The organism is Gemmatimonas groenlandica, assembly GCF_013004105.1.
Lineage (GTDB): Bacteria > Gemmatimonadota > Gemmatimonadetes > Gemmatimonadales > Gemmatimonadaceae > Gemmatimonas > Gemmatimonas groenlandica.
Map to the genome: position 1 here is coordinate 4,326,976 of NZ_CP053085.1, position 16,784 is coordinate 4,343,759.

Genomic DNA, 16,784 nt, shown 5'->3' on the forward strand with positions numbered 1-16,784 from the left:
CGGAGATCACGACGATGTCACTTGCCGCCACGTTGATTCAGGAACTCCAGATGGAATCGGCCACAACGCGTCGCGTACTCGAACGCGTGCCCGACGCGAAGCTGGGCTGGGCGCCGCATGCCAAGTCGCGCACGCTGGGCCAGCTGGCAATGCACCTCGCGAACAATCCCGCCGGTGTCACAACGCTCGCCTCGCAGAATCCGGCCGAGCTTCCGGGCTTCGGTGACGCCGATCCCGCCTCGACCGCCGAGGTGCTGGCCGCGCTCGATGCCAGCGTGATGGAAGCAACGCGGTTGCTGAGCGGCATGTCCGACGAGGCGCTGGCCGAGACGTGGCGGGTGCACGCGAACGGGGCCGAACTCATGGCCATGCCGCGGATCGCGTTTCTGCGCACGATCCTGCTGAATCACTGGTATCACCATCGCGGCCAGCTGAGTGTGTATCTGCGATTGCTCGAAGTGCCGGTGCCGTCGATCTACGGCCCGAGCGCCGACGAGAATCCGTTCGCGGCGTAGCAGCCGGGGACGGGAGGCGGGGGAGAGGGTGCAGCAGAGCGGACAAACGCGGCGTATATAAGCAGAGTCGGTCACCCGCCCGATCTGTTCGCCCGCCGTTCCCCGCGCCCCGCCTCTCCTCGTGTCCAAGCCTCGCGGCAACAATCTGGTCGCTCTCGGTTCAGCGGCCGTGCTGATCGTGTACACGGCCGGCTTCGCGAAAACGAAGTCGGCGGCAGATCGCATGGCGGCGGAGAGCGCCGAACGGCGTCCGCGCAGTGCGTCGCGGGCCGGTGCAGGGGCGGCGGGTGCGCGGACCGCAGCCGGGGAATCGGGAGAGGCGACGGTTCCGGCGATACCGGCGGTGGCGGTGGTGGACGCGCCGACTGCGGCGACTCCGGCGACGGGCGCGGCGGGTGGGATGGGCGCGACGACTCCCGCTCCGTCGTCGCCGGCGGTCGTGCTCTCGGATGCCAAGGCGACTGCGACGACCCCTTCCGCGGCCGTGCAGGTCGCCACGGTTGAAACCGCACCGCCGCCAGCGGTGAGTGCGCCCGCTAGGGTGCCCGCGTCGCCGACGGCCGTGACGCCGCCGGTTGTTGCGCCGCTGACTACGCCGAGTGCACCGGCACCGGTTGCGACTGCTCCGGTGCAGAACACGCCGGCGCCCGTCACGACATCGACATCGGCGCCTACACCGACGCCGCCTGCTGCGGCACCTGCGCCCGCGCCTGCTACCAAGTCGGCCGCCAAGACGACGTACAAAGACGGCGTGTACCTCGGCCGCGGCACCTCGCGACATGGCGATATCGAAGCGATGGTCGAGATCCAGAACGGACGCATCACGAACACCGTGATCTCGCAGTGTCTCACGCGCTACTCGTGCTCGTGGATCGCCGTGCTCGTGCCGCAAGTGGTGGCGCGTCAGTCGGCCGAAGTGGACTTCGTGTCGGGCGCCACGGTGAGCTCGGATGCGTTCTACTACGCGGTGACACAGGCGCTCGCGCAGGCGAAGTGAGTCGCGCCGCGCTCGATGGCGTGCCCGCGCGTGCCGCGATCACCTCGCGCCCGCGCATGGGTACTGTGGTCACGATTCACGTGGTCGGTCACGATCGCAGTGCGCGCGCCCGACGCTCGCGTGATCTCGACATCGAGCGCGCCTACGCCTGGTTTGATCGCGTGGAGTCGGTGTGCTCACGCTTCGATGCGAACAGCGAGCTTCGGCGCGTGTGTGCTTCGCCTGGTGTCGATGTCGTGGTGTCACCCATGCTGTTTGAAGCGGTGCGGTTTGCCATGGCGGTGGCCGAGGAAACACACGGGGCGTTCGATCCGACCGTGGGGGCGCGCATGGAAGCCCGCGGGTTCAATCGCGACTATCGCGATGGCGCCGTGGTGAGTTCCGCGGTGCCCGCCGACGAGCCAGTGTCGTTCCGCGATGTGGTGCTGAACGAGTCCGCGCGATCGATCCGGTTGGAGCGTGCGCTGCTGCTCGATTTGGGCGCCGTGGCCAAAGGACTCGCGATCGATATGGCGGTGCAGGAGCTGAGGCCGCTCGAGAATTTCGTCGTTGACGCCGGCGGCGACTTGTACTGCGGCGGACACAACGCCGCTGAGCAGCCCTGGACGATCGGGATTCGGCATCCGCGTGAGCCGAATGCGCTGCTCACGCGGGTCGCGATCACTGATGCCGCGCTCTGTACGTCGGGCGACTACGAACGGCGTGTAGCCGACGGCGCGGTTGTCGACTCGGCGTCGAGTGAACATCACCTGCTTGACCCGACTACGGGCGTGTCGCCGCGCGAGGTGATCAGTGCCACGGTGATCGCGCCGACCGCGATGGTCGCCGACGCACTTGGCACCGCGGCCTTTGTACTGGGGTGCGCCGAGGGACTCGCGCTGCTGGAACTCCATGACCTTCGCGCGTGCCTCGTGGATGCGCAGCTCGTTCGTCACACAACGCCGGATTGGATCGATGTCTGAAGTGGTCGCGACCATGTCGCCGATGCCGAGCAACTCGTTCAAGTCGCTCACGAAGTTCTTCAAGACACCGAAAGGTCTGCTGGTGATCGCGCTCGCCGTGCTGATCCCGCTCGCGGGCACGCGCAGCGGTTTTGCGGTAGTCGCACCAGGCGTCGCGGCCGCGGCCATTGCCGCGATGCTCGTCGACGCACCGATTCTGCGTTATCGCGACAAGGAGTGGTCGTTTCCGAGTGGCGCGTTGCTCACGGGACTGTTGGTGGCGATGGTGCTGAGCCCGTTCGGCTCGTGGAAGATCGCGGCGATGACTGCGGTGATTGGTGTGCTCAGCAAGTACGTGGCCCGCGGACGCTCGGCCAACGTGTTCAATCCCGCGGCGCTGGCGCTGGTGGTGAGCTATTTCGCCTTCGATACGGGTCAGAGCTGGTGGGGCGCGTTGCCCGAGCTGCCCATTCTCGCGATCGCCGCGTTGTTCGTAACCGGCGTGTTCATCACCGATCGTGTGAACAAGATGCCGGCGGTACTGGCGTTCCTTGGTGTGCACTTTCTGCTGTTCACGCTCACCGCGTTCGTTGGCGATCCGGCGAAGGTGGCCGAGCTGTACCGAGAGCCGGACCTGCACGCGGCGCTGTTCTTTGCGTTCTTCATGGTGACCGATCCGCCCACGTCACCGCCCAAGGCGCGTGATCAGATCGTGTTCGGCGTGATCACCGCGGTGGTGTCGTATCTCGTGTTCGAGCTGGTGGGCGCGGTGTACTTCCTGCTGGCGGGACTACTGGTGGCCAACGGGTGGGAAGCGTGGAGACGATATCGCGTGCGGGCGCGGAGGAACGGATCAGTGAACTGATTACAGACGGTCAGGTACAGGCGTCAGACTGTTTATAGTGTTCAGCGTTCAGCAGCTACAGTGCACAGTTTCGAGAATTTCCTTCGTGACGTGCGCGGCGCGGATTTGTGGTTCGCCCGTCCGATGCGCCGCCAGTCAAACTCTCGCAACTGTGGACTGTAGCTGCTGAACGCTGACCACTATACAAAGTCTGGCGCCAGAATTCTGAAAACTGAGTACTCTGCCGTTCACTGCCGACACAGCGGCGCCGGCCCCATCACCGCGTCCGCCCTCATCGGCAGCACCGTGAACTGCTGCACGCGCGCCGGTTCCGTCGGCGCCAGTGTAATGCCGACCGAAAGCGCCCCGTTCGCGCACTGCATGCGCCACACGCCGCGCAACGCGTTCTCGGCCCAGATCTGACCAACTGCTTTGCAGTTACCGCCCACGGCATTCGACATCTTCTCGATCGCCGCCGCGCGACGCGGGCCTGACTCGTCGAGAAACAGATTCATCGCCGCGATGCTGTCGGCCAGCGGCTGATTCCACTCCTGCACCAGTCGCGTGACTTGGCTCTGCATGGCCAGCAGCACCGGCGCCGGCTGCGGCTCTCGCGGCTTGAGTCCACCGCTGCGAGCCAGGATCTCGAACGACTGATCGATCACACCCGTCCACCCCGTGTACGTGAGGTTGCCCAGCGCCACGACGCCCACGCCGTGCTCGGGGAGCCAACGCATCTGCGAGCCGAAACCCGGCAGGCCACCGGAGTGCGACACGATGTGCGCGAATAGGCAGTTCGACGCCGAGCGCAGCCCGTACGCGTAACCACCGGCATTCAGCGACAACACACCCGCCGCATTGCGCGCGGCCGTCGCGCCGCCGAAGCGCGCGATCTGCTGCATCTCGCGCAGCGACGACCGCTTGAGCACTGGCGACTCAGCGCCGTCGCGCGCCGGCCACGCGTCGAGCATCAATGCGACCCAGCGTGACAGGTCGGCGCTGCTCGTGAGCATGCCGCCCATCGCGCCGAACGAGCCGTCGGGTAGTGCCGCTTCTTCCAGCCACGCACCGTCCTGCAAACGATAGCCGTGCGCCAAGCGATTGGCCGGCACGTCGCGCGCTTCCATGGTGGTGGACGTCATGCCAAGCGGGCGCAGCACCCTCTCCTGTATGTAGCGGGCGTACGGCATGCCGCTAACGTTCTGCACGATACGACCGAGAATCGCGAAGCCGAAGTTTGAGTACTCGTACGCCGTGCCGGGTGCGTTCGAGAACGGAATGCCCGCTTTGATCATCGCCGACAATTGCGCGTCGGTGGCGGCGAGCTGCTGGTCACCCCACGGATTGTCTTCCGGAAAACCCGCCGAGTGCGACAGCAGATGCCGGATGGTGATACGCGGCGCGTCACTCGTCGCGTAGCGCATGGCCTTCAGTTCCGGCACATATCGCTCGGCAGGATCATCGAGCGACAGTTTACCGGCGTCGCGCAGCTGCAGAATCGAGAGCGCGGTGAAGCTCTTGGTCATCGAGGCAATACGGAACACCGAGCTGGTGTCCACCGCCGCCTTGCTCGGCACGTCGCGCAATCCCAGCGCGGACACATGCAACAACTGGCCGTCCACGATCACACCGTAGGCGATGCCTGGCACGCGCGAGCTCGCGGCAAAGGCACGCATCACGCTGTCGATCTGCGGCAGCGCGGCGCGCAGTTTCGTGACGCGATCGGGGTCGGTGAATCGCGCGGGCGGGGCGATGCTGGACTGTGCAGCGGAACTGACGGAAGCGATGGTCGAGAGCAGCGCGGCACCAAACGCACGCGAGACGAAGGCGGAGAGAGGTCTCATCAGGAGCCCGGTTTCGGTTTTAGCACAACACCAAGCCGCCCGCCGCGCGGTTGCACGAGCGGCGAGTTTCCAAGGTTGTACCGCTTCATCGCCGCCTTGAAGCGCGGCGTGGTGCGAATGGGGTCAAACCACGGGTTGGCGAGAATGACCGACGGCACGAGGTCGCCGTCGCTCGCGGCCGCGGCCTCTAGCGCGGCGAGCGCGCCGCTTGTATCGCCGGTCACGAGGCGCGAGCTCATGCGGCCGTACCACACGCCGCGCACATCGTTGCCCATGCGTTCGAGGCGCTGCGATATGCGCGTGGCTTCGCCCATCTGCCCGCCCACGGCCAGCGCGCGGGCCATTGGGCCGAGGTACATGGGGTCGCTCACCAGTGGGGCCAACTTCGCCGCACGCTCGGCGCCCTCTGAATGGCGACCGGCCATGGCAAACGCCGAAAGCATGATGGTCTGAATGGGCGCCACCGTTGGCGCCAAGTCATGCGCGCGAATCGCCAGGGCCACGCCTTCATCAAATCGCCCGGCGCTCGCCATCGTAACTCCTTCCCACGCCAGAATAATTCCAGACAGCGGGTCCAGCTCGCGGGCGCGCGTGAACGCGACCAGCGCTTCCGCCACCCGGCCTTGGTTGCTCCAGTTGAAGCCAAGCCGCCAGTGCGCAATGGAGCTCACGGAATCGAGTGCGATGGCCCGTCGCGCTTCGCGCTCTGCACCGGCCCAATCAAACTGCTCGGCGGCAATCGCGGAGAGCGCGATGTGTACATCGGGGCTGAGCGAGTCGAGGGCCAGCGCGCGCGCCGCCGCAACGCGGGCCACGGGGATGACATCGCGCATGTGGCGCAGCGCGTAGTACGGGGTGCCCATGAGGGCGATGGACTTTCCGGCCCACGCGCGCGCAAACGACGAATCCGCGCGAATGGCCGCGTCGAAATACCGCTCGGCGTCGGTAAAAACTGGCCCGCGGTTGCGATACACCTGCATGCCACGCAAGTACTGTTCGTACGCCTCCGGATTGCTCGTGCCTGCGCTCACGGTTGTGCCGCCGAGACGCAGCTGCAGTTGGGCGCCAATGGCTTGCGCCAGTAGCTCCTGCATACGAAAGACGTCGCGCGCATCCTGCTCGAAGGTATCCTGCCAGAGCACACGTCCGTTGCTCGCGTTGCTCAGTTCGGCGGTGACGCGTACGCGGTCGCCGGCGCGTCGCAGGCTGCCGATCAGGATCGTGCGCACGCCAAGCGTGTCGCCGAGCTGCGTCGCGGTGAGCGTCGAGCCCTTGAATCGCGCGGCGGTGGCGCGGCCGGCTAGGCGCAGGCCGGGTACGCGCGAGAGAACCGTGGTGAGTTCGTCGGCGATGCCCTCGGCGAGAAACGTGTTCGTCGTGTCGCCACCGACGGACGCGAAGGGGATGACGGCGAGCGACGCGACGGCTTCTTGCGCGGTCGCGGCGCTATTCGCTGAGCCAGCCATTGGCGACGTGGCCTGCGAACGCCACCACGCCATGCCGGCCGCGAGCACGGCGATCGCGGCGACGCCGATCGCCACGGGGGCACGCCGACTGGTGTGAGCGGGAGGCGCGGCGGCAGGAGACTCGGCGCTCGTGGACAGCGCGGTGAGCACCACGTCCATGCCCGCCGGCCGGTCGGAGGGATCTTTCGCGAGGCAACGCGTGATCAGCGCGCGGACTGCGGCAGGCACAGTCGCGGCGGTGACGACGGGCGCTGGTGTCGCAATGTGCGCCGCAGTCATCGCCGCCGGTGTCGTGCGATCGGCAAACGGATGTGCGCCCTGCAGTAGCTCGTACGCCAGCACGCCCCACGCGTAAATGTCGGCGCGGTGATCGGTGTTCACGTCGCCAGTGGCCTGCTCGGGCGCCATGTAGGCCGGCGTACCGATCGCCATGCCCGCCTGTGTCAGCGAGGCGTCGGGTGCCTGCGTTCGCGACGCGCTCAGCGCTTTGGCAATGCCGAAGTCGGCCACCACGGCCGTGCCGCTCGACAGCAGCACATTCTCCGGCTTGATGTCGCGGTGCACGATGCCGCGCGCGTGGGCATAAGCGAGCGCCTGAGCCACATTGCGCAGAATGCCCAGCGCGTCGGCAGCCGGGAGTGCGCCGTGGGCGATGCGATCGCGCAAGGACTCGCCGGCCACGAACGGCATGGTGAACCACGGCAGGCCATCGGCCGTTGCGCCCGCGGTCAGCACCGGCACGATATGCGGCTCCTGCAACGACGCGGCGAGCTTGATCTCGCGCGTGAAACGCTCGGCGCTCAACCCTGCGGCCAGCTCGGGCGAGAGTACCTTGACCACCACCTCGCGCCCCAGCGCCTCGTCGCGCGCGAGGAACACCCGGGACATGCCGCCGCCGCCAAGCTCGCGCTGGAGCAGGAGGGTGTCGGGAAGGGCGTGTTGCAGCGTGCTACGGAAGGTGGTGTCGATCATGCGGGCTGATGGGGGGCGCGACAATGTCAGAGAGTCTACTGCGCCGGACAGAGCGGGGTAATGCATGCCGCGGGCGGACCGTGCGTTTTTCCGCCACCACAGGCAGGAAACCGATGATGCACGGTACGCCGCGGACGTCCATCATGGGTCGTGACCCCTTGCCATCTCCCCCCGCTGCTCGGCACACTATGGCCATGCCCGCGCTCATGCCCCGTATCTGGACTGCCGCCGAGGTGCAGGCGCTGCCGGACGACCCGACGCAACGGTACGAGTGTGTGGATGGGGTGCTGCTGGTGAGCCCGTCGCCGCGCACGCTGCATCAGTCGGCGTTGATCGTGCTGACCGTCACGCTGGAGGCGATCTTGCGCCCAGCCGGGGTTGGCGTCGTGTTCGTGGCACCGTCCGACTGGGTCCTAGACCCTCGCACGCTCGTGCAGCCCGACCTCTACGTGGTGCCACTCGTCGACGGGCGGCGCCCGCGTACCGACGAGGAGCGCGGCCACCCGCTGCTTTTCGTCGAAGTCCTGTCGCCCAGCACCGCGCGATTCGATCGCGTGGTGAAGCGCGGCCGCTATCAGCGCGCGAACATCGAGTACTGGATTGTGGACCTCGACTCTCGCCTGATCGAGCGATGGCTGCCGGGTGACGAGCGCCCGAGCATCCACGCCGAGCGCGTGGAGTGGCAGCCTGCGGGTGCCGCTGCGCCCTTCGTGATTGAGCTCGATCTGTTCTTCACCGAGGTGCTGGGTCCGGCCTGACGCGCTGACGCGCTACTTCCGCCGCGCCGCGTCGGCATCCACGTCACGTTCCCACGCCTGCAGCATGAGGGTCAGTCGGCGTACGACGTCCGGCTGCATGCGGGCGAAGTCATGCCGCTCACCCGGATCGCGCCGTATATCGTAGAGAAAAGTGTGGTTGCTCTCGACCACCATCTTGGTGTCGCCATCACGCACCGCGCGCATGTCACGTTTGGCTTGCACCGACCGCCAAAAGAGCGTGCGCGGGGCCACGGGTATCTTCGCTTCGAGTACGGGAAAGAGGTTCATACCCTCGAGCTGCGCGCCGGATGGCACGACGACTTGCGCCGCGGCCAGCACCGACGCCGCGAGGTCCATGGTCATGCCTACTTGCGCTGTCACCGTCCCCGCGCGGATACGCCCCGGCCAGCGCACGATCGCCGGCACGCGGATGCCGCCCTCCCAGGTGGAATACTTGCGATTGAACAATGGCGTGTTGTCCGACAGCCACTCGCCGCCGTTGTCGTTGGTGAAGATCACGATGGTCTTGCGAGTGATCGCCCGGTGCTCGAGGGTGGCGAGCACGCGACCGACGTGCCTGTCCATCGCTTCCACCATGCTGGCGTAATCGGCGCGCGTGCTGGGAAGTGAATCCGCCGGCTTGAGAAAGCGTGCGTTCCCGACCGCTTTGCTGGGCGTGTCGGGGCGTTGGAACGGCCAGTGCGGTGCATTGAACGCGATGTCGATGAAGAACGGCGCGTTGGCGTGCTGCTCGATGAAGGCAATCGCCCGGTCAGCGATCAACGCCGTGCTGTAGCCATCGACCTCCACGCGCGCATCATTCTCCCACAGATCGGGTGCGCCGCGACTGTCGTTGTGATGCCAGTAGTCGTGATAGCCGCTCTTGAGGCCGAAGAAATAGTCGAAGCCGTGTGCGAGTGGGCTCTGCGTGGGTGCGTAGCCCAGGTGCCACTTGCCCACGAGCGCGGTCGCGTAGCCACTGGACTTGAGTAACCGCGGAAGCGAGTACGGCGACGCGTCGAGCCCCCGCTCGCCGTCAGCGACTGCGGCGCCGTTCGCGGGGAGTGGTTGCTCCACGCCGTAGCGCTGCTGATAGCGGCCGGTGATCAGCCCGGCGCGGGTGGGCGAGCAGGTGGTGCCGTTGGCGTAGAAGTCGGTGAAGCGCACGCCCTCGCGCGCCAGCCGATCGATGTTCGGCGTACGGATATCCTTCGCGCCGTAGACGCCCAAGTCGGCGTAGCCCATGTCGTCGGTGATGATGAGGACGACGTTGGGGCGGTTGGCTGGCGATTGCGCGGCGAGTGGCGCCGAGCGCAGGGTGACGAGCACGGCGACCGCGATAGCGCCGAGGCCTGCGCGCAGCGCGCGACGTGTCGCGAAGAAACGCGGAGCAGTTGGTGGGAGCATCGTCGTTGTACGCCTTTCAAGGTCCCGGCTGCAGATTCAACACGACTTCGAGACCAAGCAGCCGGAGTAGTTGTGCCGTATCGATGAAGATCATGCGCGTTCCGTCGGGCGAGATCGTCCAGTTGCGCACGTAGCCGCGATTGAAAATGGTCCGTGCGGCGCCCAAGGCTGCCGTGCCATCAGCACCTGTTGAGAACGGCAACCCGATGAATGCGTTCTTGGCGTCGACGTAGTACAGCGTGCGGCCATCCCCACTCCACACCGGCAGCCGTCCGCCGTTTCCTGACACCGCCGTGCGGGAGGTGGGTGTCGGAAATGGACTCACGTACACTTGGTCAACGCCCGAAACGTTCGCGGAATACGCGAGCCAATGTCCGTCCGGTGAAATCGCGGGTGCCTCTTCGCGCGCGGCAGTGTGCGCATAGGGCTGCACCGGACCGCCCACGCTCCGACGGAACACACCGATGTCGGCGCTCGTCGCTCCGACGGCGGCGGTGCCTGACACGGCAATCCAGTCACCGTTCATCGAGATCTCGTTCACGGTCGACCAATTGGTGAGCGCGGGAAGCGCGACGGCACTACCACTCCCGTCGGACGGTCGCACGGAGAAGGTCAGCGGTTCTCGCGACAGATACACGATGCTGTCGTCGCGCGCCGTGAACGCCGGGAGTCGACCGTAATCATCGCCCGTGACCGTTTGCGTCACACCGCGTTGGAGATCCTGCATCACCACGCGCCAGCCGTCGAAGCCGCTGCGCGACGGCATGATCAGTCGATTCCCGTCGTGCGAAAACGAGGCGCTGCCCAAGACGAACGCGCCGTTGCTGGGAATGACAATCGGTGTATTCACACCGTTGCGTCGCATCGTGATGCTGCTGTTCGGCGTCCATTCCCCGGCGGCGCCGTCGGATTCCCGCCGCGCAAGCACCAAGGTACCGTTCGGCGCAACAGCATATTCGGCGTGCGCGAGAATGGGTGAGCGCAGCACGTTGCCGTCGGCCACTTTCACGGCGGGGCCAGTGGTGTCTCCGGTAACTGGATCGAATGGAAACGCCAGCAGCGCACCGGTGCGATTGACCAGCAATCGTCTCCACGCCGGCACGTAGGTGGGCGTGGCACCCGGCATCAACCGTCGTGGCGTGGTGGAGCCGGTCGGGAGCCAGTGCACCGACGGTACGCGCTCAGGGCCACTGTACGAAAACAGCATGCCGTGGCCGCCATCCACTGCCGATGGTCCAACAGGCTGTCGTTCGAGGGAGTCTGCCTTCAAGAACGTCGACAGCTGCGACGACTGCACATCGGCGCTGTATATGGCCGTACCAACAGTCACCAGGATGCGGTCGTTGCTGAGCCACGTGCTACCGCTCACGAATCCGGTGGGCAGTTGAACGACCTCGGTGACGGCGCCACCACGCAATGGCGTGCGATAGAGTCGTTGCTTGGCGACGAACGCCACCTGTTGCCCATCGGGCGACACGGACATCGACGTCGCGCCGACGGTGCCCGGGAGCACGGTGGACGTCAGTGAACCGAGGTCGCGCACGACCAGCTGTTGCGGTTGCGCCGGGGCCACCGAATCCGTGACGACCGGTCGGGCCTGATACACCAGCGTGCGACCGTCGGGTGAGAGCAGCATCATCAGCCCGCAACAGACCGCCTGGAGCTCGAGCGAATCGGGAGCGGTGACGAGAAATCGAATCGGCTGCGCGTTGGGGTCGGCGGCGCTGGCCGTGCCTCGCTCACGGCCCTTCGCGATCACGGCGCCAATCAATAGGCCAGCGGCGAGACCGCCAATCCACGGGAGTGCACGTCGCGCGGCGGAAGGACGGCTGGCCCGTGCCGAAGCGACGCGTGCACCACTGACATGCCGCGGTACGGCCGTGCTGTCGCTCAGTGCCGCCGCGAATCGCTCAGCACTCGCGTGCCGGTCGGCCGGCAAGTTCTCGAGCGCCGTCGCCACCGCTTCCCACACATGTTCCGGCACACTCTTGCGCAGCTCAGTGAGTGGCACCGGTTCGCTGGCCAGCACCTTCGCCACGATCGCCTGCATCGTGGGCCCGGTGAATGGCGGTTCGCCGGCCAGCATCTCGTAGGTCACCACGCCAAGCGCGAATACATCGGCGCGCGCATCGACGGTCTTCTCGCCCATCGCCTGCTCGGGCGCCATATACTGAGGTGTGCCGAGCGAGAGGCCGGTCTGCGTCATCCGCTGTCCGCCGGCTTCCTTCACGGCGAGGGCAATGCCGAAGTCGGCCACCATCGGACGACCGTCGTGCAGCAGAATATTCTCGGGCTTCACGTCACGATGCACGACGCCACGCTTGTGCGCGTAGTCGAGCGCACTGGCCACGTCTTGCGCGATGCGCACGGCGTCGGCGATCGGCAGCTGGCGTTCGCGCTCGAGTCGCGCGCGCAGCGTCTCGCCATCGACGAAGGGCATGACGTAGAACACCAGTCCATCAGCGCTGCCCGAGTCGAACAACGGCAGAATGTGCGGGTGCTGCAACCCGGCGGTGAGCTCGATTTCCTTGAGGAACCGCTCGGTGCCGAGGACCGCCGACAGCTCGGGATGGAGCACCTTGATGGCGACACGACGGTGGTGCCGCTCATCGTGGGCGAGATACACGGTGGCCATACCGCCGGCGCCGAGCTCGCGCTCGAGGCGATAGCGTCCGGCCAGCGCCGTGGTCAGGCGCGCGTGTACGTCAGACGGGTTCACGGAGTCGGGGCTGGAGGAATCACCACTCCAAAGTACGACCGCGCCCCGACACTACGCGAGTGTGTCCTACTTGCCCTGCGTCTTCTCCCACAGCGCCGGATACTGCTTCTTCAGCGCGTCGATCTTGGGCAGGTCGTTGTACACGATGTACGGCTGGTCGGTGTGGCTGTACAGGTAGTTCTGATGGTACGTCTCCGCGTCGTAGAACTTGGAGAGCGACGCCACCTGCGTCACGATCGGGCGCGGAAATGACTTGGCCTTGGTGAGCTGCGCAATAACCGTAGTGGCGCTCTTCTGCTGCTCGGCGCTGGTGAAGAAGATCGCCGAACGATACTGGGTGCCCACGTCGGGACCCTGTCGGTTGAGCTCCGTGGGGTTGTGGGCCACGGTGAAGAACACGGCCAGCAAGGTTTCGTACGACACGACGGCCGGGTCGAAGGTGACCTTTACGGCTTCGGCATGTCCGGTGCGACCGCTGCTCACGGTCTCGTAGTCTGGGTTCACCACGGCGCCACCGGCGTAGCCCGAGACGACCGACTTCACACCCTTCACGTGCTCGAACACGGCTTCGACGCCCCAGAAGCAGCCACCGGCAAAGACGGCCGTCTGTAGCGTCGCGGCGCGCGCGGTCGAGGTAAGCGAAACGGTGGCCAGAAGAACCGCCGCAATGAGTGTACGAACCATGTCACGTCTCCCGAAAGGAATACTCGCGCAGCGCGGACCGCCCCGACTCCAGCACGCAGGCTGCAGAAGATAGCCGGAATCGGGGCGGGAAGTTCCCGCTAGCGGCGCCGGCCACCACCGCGCGGTCCGCCCACGATGATGGGCACGCCGACGAAGCCGGTGTAGAACGGGCGGAAGCCGAGGCCACCGTAGAACCCGCCGTAGCCGTAGCCACCGCCGTACATGAACGGGTCGAAGTACGGATAGCCGCGGGCATAGGCGTTCCTGTCATCCTTGGCCGTCGCAGCCACTTCGAGCGGAGCGACCATCACGGACGCGTTGCCCTGTACGTCCTTGCACGCGCGCTTTTCCTTCTCGGCCTTGGCCACCAGCTTGCCGCCGATCCAGAGTTCGAGCGGTTCCTTGGCCTTCGATTCAAGTTCGACCAGTTCGCGCGCGCCAAGCGTGAGCTTGGTGTGTTCGGTACCCTTCTCGACGGCGTACTCGAGATCCACCGGCTTCGTGCCGTCGTTGCGGATCACGAAACGGTCTTCACACAGCTGCCCGAAGGTGACGTGGACGGCATCGTCGATCGCCGTGCGCGACACCACGGCAATCTGCGCCGATGCGCGTGAGGAAACGGTGAGTGACCCAAGGGCGAGCGCGAGCAGCGCCGTCCATCGCGTGGAGTGGTGCGTCATGGTGCCTCTCTCTGTGATATGTCGGGATGGCCCTTGGCGCGGAGATACCATCGCGCAGCGCGGGCTCCTGGAGAAAGACACGCGCCGTGGCGCGCTACCCTATTCCGGATCTATGCCGACGCGTTGCGATCGGCGGCATCTTGCCGGCGCTGCGCTTCCTGCCAGTCCACGATGGGCGCGACACCGCGATCGTCGAGCGACAAACTCGCCATCGCGCGTTCCACGACCGGTGCGCCGAGTTCTGGCGGTAACGCCTGACCGAATGCCAGCTCGGCGCGGCGACACAGTCGCTCTTCACGCGGCAGTTCGGCTTCCGTGCGATACACGCCCATCGCGTGCACGCGCGCATGCACGCCTTCGTGCAAGATCGACGAGGCCACCGGTGCCGCGCTGATATCGCGTCGCGCCAGAAACGTGAGTTCGGTGATGATCACGTTGTCCTGCGGAATGAAGGCGCCGCGGCAGGCGAAGCGCTCTACGCGGATGCCGCGGATGTCACGCCGCAGATGCGCCAGGCGCCACGGCTGATACGTACCGATGAGCGCCAGTGATTCGTCGAGTCGCGCCAGCACGTCAGTTGTGTCGATGTCGGGGCGCGTGTTGATCACTTCGACAGGCACGCCGCGCAGCGTGGTGCGCACGATCTCGGGCGCAGAGCTGCTATCACCGGCGGCAGGGGCACCGAACATCGCAGCGAGTCGACTGAAGAATCCGGACATGACGGACAAGTATGGGGGAAAACCACTCTGGCGCGAGACCTTGGGCGCCGCAATCGTTCATCGACTGCCGATCCCGCTTCGTACCCCGTGGCCCGTGAAATGGCTGAGACCGCACTGTGACTGACTCTCCGAGCGCCTACGACCTCGCCTACGCCGCCGCCCAGGCCAATCCCGAGGAGTTCTGGGCCGAGGCAGCGATGGCGCTGCACTGGGACACACCCTGGGAGCGCGTGCTCGACGACCGGGCGGCACCACTGTACCGCTGGTTCAGCGGCGGGCAAATGAACACCTGCTTCAACGCCATCGACCGGCACGTGCTGAACGGTCGTGGTGCGCAGGCGGCGGTGATCTATGACAGCCCGGTCACCAGCACGAAGCGCACGATCAGTTACGCCGAGTTGCAAGAGGAAGTCGCGCGCTGTGCCGGCGTATTGCGCTCGATTGGCGTGGAGCAGGGCGATCGGGTGATCATCTACATGCCGATGACGCCGGAGACGCTCATCGGCATGTACGCCTGCGCCCGTATCGGCGCGGTGCATTCGGTGGTGTTCGGCGGCTTCGCGCCGCACGAACTGGCGGTCCGCATTGACGATGCACAGCCGAAGGTGGTACTCACGGCCAGCTGCGGCATTGAGGTGCAGCGCATCGTGCCGTACAAGCCGCTGCTGGATAAGGCGCTCGAGGTGGCGGCGCACAAGCCGGCGCATTGCGTGGTGCTGCAGCGCGAGGTGCATCGTTGCGATCTCACGCCCGATCGCGATATCGATTGGGCGGAGGCCATGACCACCGCTGAGCCGGTACCCTGCGTGCCGGTGCTGGCCACCGATCCGTTGTACATCCTGTACACGTCGGGCACCACAGGTCAGCCCAAGGGCGTGGTGCGCGACAACGGCGGTCATGCCGTCGCGCTACTCTGGACGATGAAGCATGTGTACAACGTGGAACCGGGCGACGTGTTCTGGGCGGCGTCGGACTTCGGCTGGGCGGTGGGCCATTCGTACATCGTGTATGCGCCGTTACTGGCCGGTTGCACCACCGTAGTACACGAGGGCAAGCCGGTGGGCACGCCTGACGCGGGCGGCTTTTGGCGGGTCATCCAGGAACACAATGTGCGCGTGCTGTTCACGGCACCGACGGCATTCCGCGCCATCAAGCGCGAAGATCCCACCGGACTGTTCTACGCCAAGTACGATGTGTCGTGCTTGCGGGCGTTGTTCCTCGCGGGCGAGCGTCTCGATCCCGACACGTATCACTGGGCGCGCGCGTTGCTGCAAACGCCGGTGATCGATCACTGGTGGCAAACGGAAACCGGCTGGCCGGTAGCGGCCAACTGTCTGGGGCTCACCAGCTTTCCAGTGAAACCTGGCTCGCCCACCAAGCCGGTGCCGGGCTACACCGTCGAGATTCTCGACGAAGACGGGCGCGCGCTGCCCTCGAACAAGGAGGGCGCGGTGGTGATCAAACTGCCGCTGCCACCCGGCACGTTGCCCACGCTCTGGCGTGATGATGCGCGCTACATCGAGACGTATCTCACGCGCTATCCCGGCTACTACCTCACCGGTGACGGCGGCTACATCGACGAAGACGGCTACCTGTTCATCATGGGCCGCGTGGATGACATCATCATCGTGGCCGGACACAATCTGTCCACGGGCTCGATGGAGCAGGCGCTGTCGAGCCATCAGGACGTGGCCGAATGCGCGGTGGTCGGTGTGCGCGACGCGCTCAAGACCCAACTGCCGGTGGGACTCGTGGTATTGAAAGCCGGTGTGTTGCGGTCGGCCGCCGAGCTCTCGGCGGAGCTGGTGCAGCTGGTGCGCGATCAGGTAGGACCGGTGGCCAACCTCAAACAAGTGCTGGTGGTATCGCGTCTGCCGAAAACGCGATCGGGCAAGGTGCTGCGCAAGACGATGCGCGCGATCGCCGATGGTGACGCGTGGACGATGCCCCCCACAATCGATGAACCGGCCACACTCGACGAGATCGCGTCGGCGTTTGCGACGATAGGGCTGGCACGCGGTCCGGGGTCGCCGATCGGCGGGTAGCGCCAGTCGCCGAAACTACAAACGGCAACGGCAACGGCAACGGCAACGGCCAGAACACGGAGATCGCGGAAAGCACAGAACCAAAACAGATAAGCAAAAAGCGCGTTTCATCTTATCGGTGTTGATTCTGTGATATCGGTGTGATCCGTGTTCTGGCCGTTGCCGTTGCTGTTGCCGTTGCTGTTGCCGTTGC

13 protein-coding genes are annotated in these 16,784 nt (G+C 66.0%); 6 read left to right on the plus strand and 7 right to left on the minus strand.

The genetic code is table 11. The features are described from left to right. Positions 1-14: 14 nt before the first annotated feature. From HKW67_RS18560 to HKW67_RS18575, 4 genes are all read left to right on the plus strand, one after another. On the plus strand, positions 15-515 hold the full coding sequence (locus HKW67_RS18560; protein WP_171226800.1) for a DinB family protein: 501 nt from the start codon (positions 15-17) through the stop codon (positions 513-515). A gap of 121 nt (positions 516-636) precedes the next feature. Then, positions 637-1,512 carry an FMN-binding protein gene (locus HKW67_RS18565; RefSeq protein ID WP_171226801.1) on the plus strand — a complete coding sequence of 292 codons (876 nt, stop codon included), beginning with the start codon at positions 637-639 and terminating at the stop codon, positions 1,510-1,512. Then, a complete protein-coding gene (locus HKW67_RS18570; RefSeq protein ID WP_171226802.1) occupies positions 1,509-2,474 on the plus strand; it encodes an FAD:protein FMN transferase in 966 nt (321 codons plus the stop codon). The genes HKW67_RS18565 and HKW67_RS18570 overlap by 4 nt, the downstream gene beginning before the upstream one ends. Continuing rightward, entirely contained in the window at positions 2,467-3,318 is an 852-nt protein-coding gene (locus HKW67_RS18575; protein WP_171226803.1) for an RnfABCDGE type electron transport complex subunit D, read from the plus strand. Before HKW67_RS18570 ends, HKW67_RS18575 begins: the two co-directional genes overlap by 8 nt. Positions 3,319-3,545: 227 nt before the next feature. Here the strand turns inward: HKW67_RS18575 and HKW67_RS18580 are convergent, their stop codons facing one another. After that, complete coding sequence (locus tag HKW67_RS18580; protein WP_171226804.1) at positions 3,546-5,141, minus strand: serine hydrolase domain-containing protein; 1,596 nt, start codon at positions 5,139-5,141, stop codon at positions 3,546-3,548. Further along, entirely contained in the window at positions 5,141-7,579 is a 2,439-nt protein-coding gene (locus HKW67_RS18585) for a serine/threonine-protein kinase (RefSeq protein WP_171226805.1), read from the minus strand. Before HKW67_RS18585 ends, HKW67_RS18580 begins: the two co-directional genes overlap by 1 nt. A gap of 188 nt (positions 7,580-7,767) precedes the next feature. On the opposite strand from HKW67_RS18585, the gene HKW67_RS18590 reads away from it, so the two are divergent. Continuing rightward, the gene (locus HKW67_RS18590; RefSeq protein ID WP_171226806.1) at positions 7,768-8,337 is read left to right on the plus strand and encodes a Uma2 family endonuclease; all 570 of its coding nucleotides are present in this window, start codon (positions 7,768-7,770) and stop codon (positions 8,335-8,337) included. 12 nt (positions 8,338-8,349) lie between these two features. Here the strand turns inward: HKW67_RS18590 and HKW67_RS18595 are convergent, their stop codons facing one another. The 5 genes from HKW67_RS18595 to HKW67_RS18615 all read right to left on the minus strand — a co-directional run bounded on the left by HKW67_RS18595 (position 8,350) and on the right by HKW67_RS18615 (position 14,546). After that, positions 8,350-9,744 (minus strand): sulfatase-like hydrolase/transferase, encoded by a 1,395-nt coding sequence (locus tag HKW67_RS18595; protein WP_171226807.1) that lies wholly within the window; start codon positions 9,742-9,744, stop codon positions 8,350-8,352. A 16-nt stretch (positions 9,745-9,760) separates the two neighbouring features. Continuing rightward, a complete protein-coding gene (locus HKW67_RS18600) occupies positions 9,761-12,463 on the minus strand; it encodes a protein kinase domain-containing protein (protein ID WP_171226808.1) in 2,703 nt (900 codons plus the stop codon). 66 nt (positions 12,464-12,529) lie between these two features. Then, positions 12,530-13,147 carry a peptide-methionine (S)-S-oxide reductase MsrA gene (gene msrA / locus HKW67_RS18605; RefSeq protein ID WP_171226809.1) on the minus strand — a complete coding sequence of 206 codons (618 nt, stop codon included), beginning with the start codon at positions 13,145-13,147 and terminating at the stop codon, positions 12,530-12,532. Positions 13,148-13,245: 98 nt separating this feature from the next. Beyond that, complete coding sequence (locus HKW67_RS18610) at positions 13,246-13,827, minus strand: hypothetical protein (RefSeq protein WP_171226810.1); 582 nt, start codon at positions 13,825-13,827, stop codon at positions 13,246-13,248. A 110-nt stretch (positions 13,828-13,937) separates the two neighbouring features. After that, on the minus strand, positions 13,938-14,546 hold the full coding sequence (locus HKW67_RS18615) for a hypothetical protein (protein WP_171226811.1): 609 nt from the start codon (positions 14,544-14,546) through the stop codon (positions 13,938-13,940). Between the two features lie 116 nt (positions 14,547-14,662). On the opposite strand from HKW67_RS18615, the gene HKW67_RS18620 reads away from it, so the two are divergent. After that, on the plus strand, positions 14,663-16,591 hold the full coding sequence (locus HKW67_RS18620; RefSeq protein ID WP_171226812.1) for a propionyl-CoA synthetase: 1,929 nt from the start codon (positions 14,663-14,665) through the stop codon (positions 16,589-16,591). Positions 16,592-16,784: the final 193 nt, after the last annotated feature.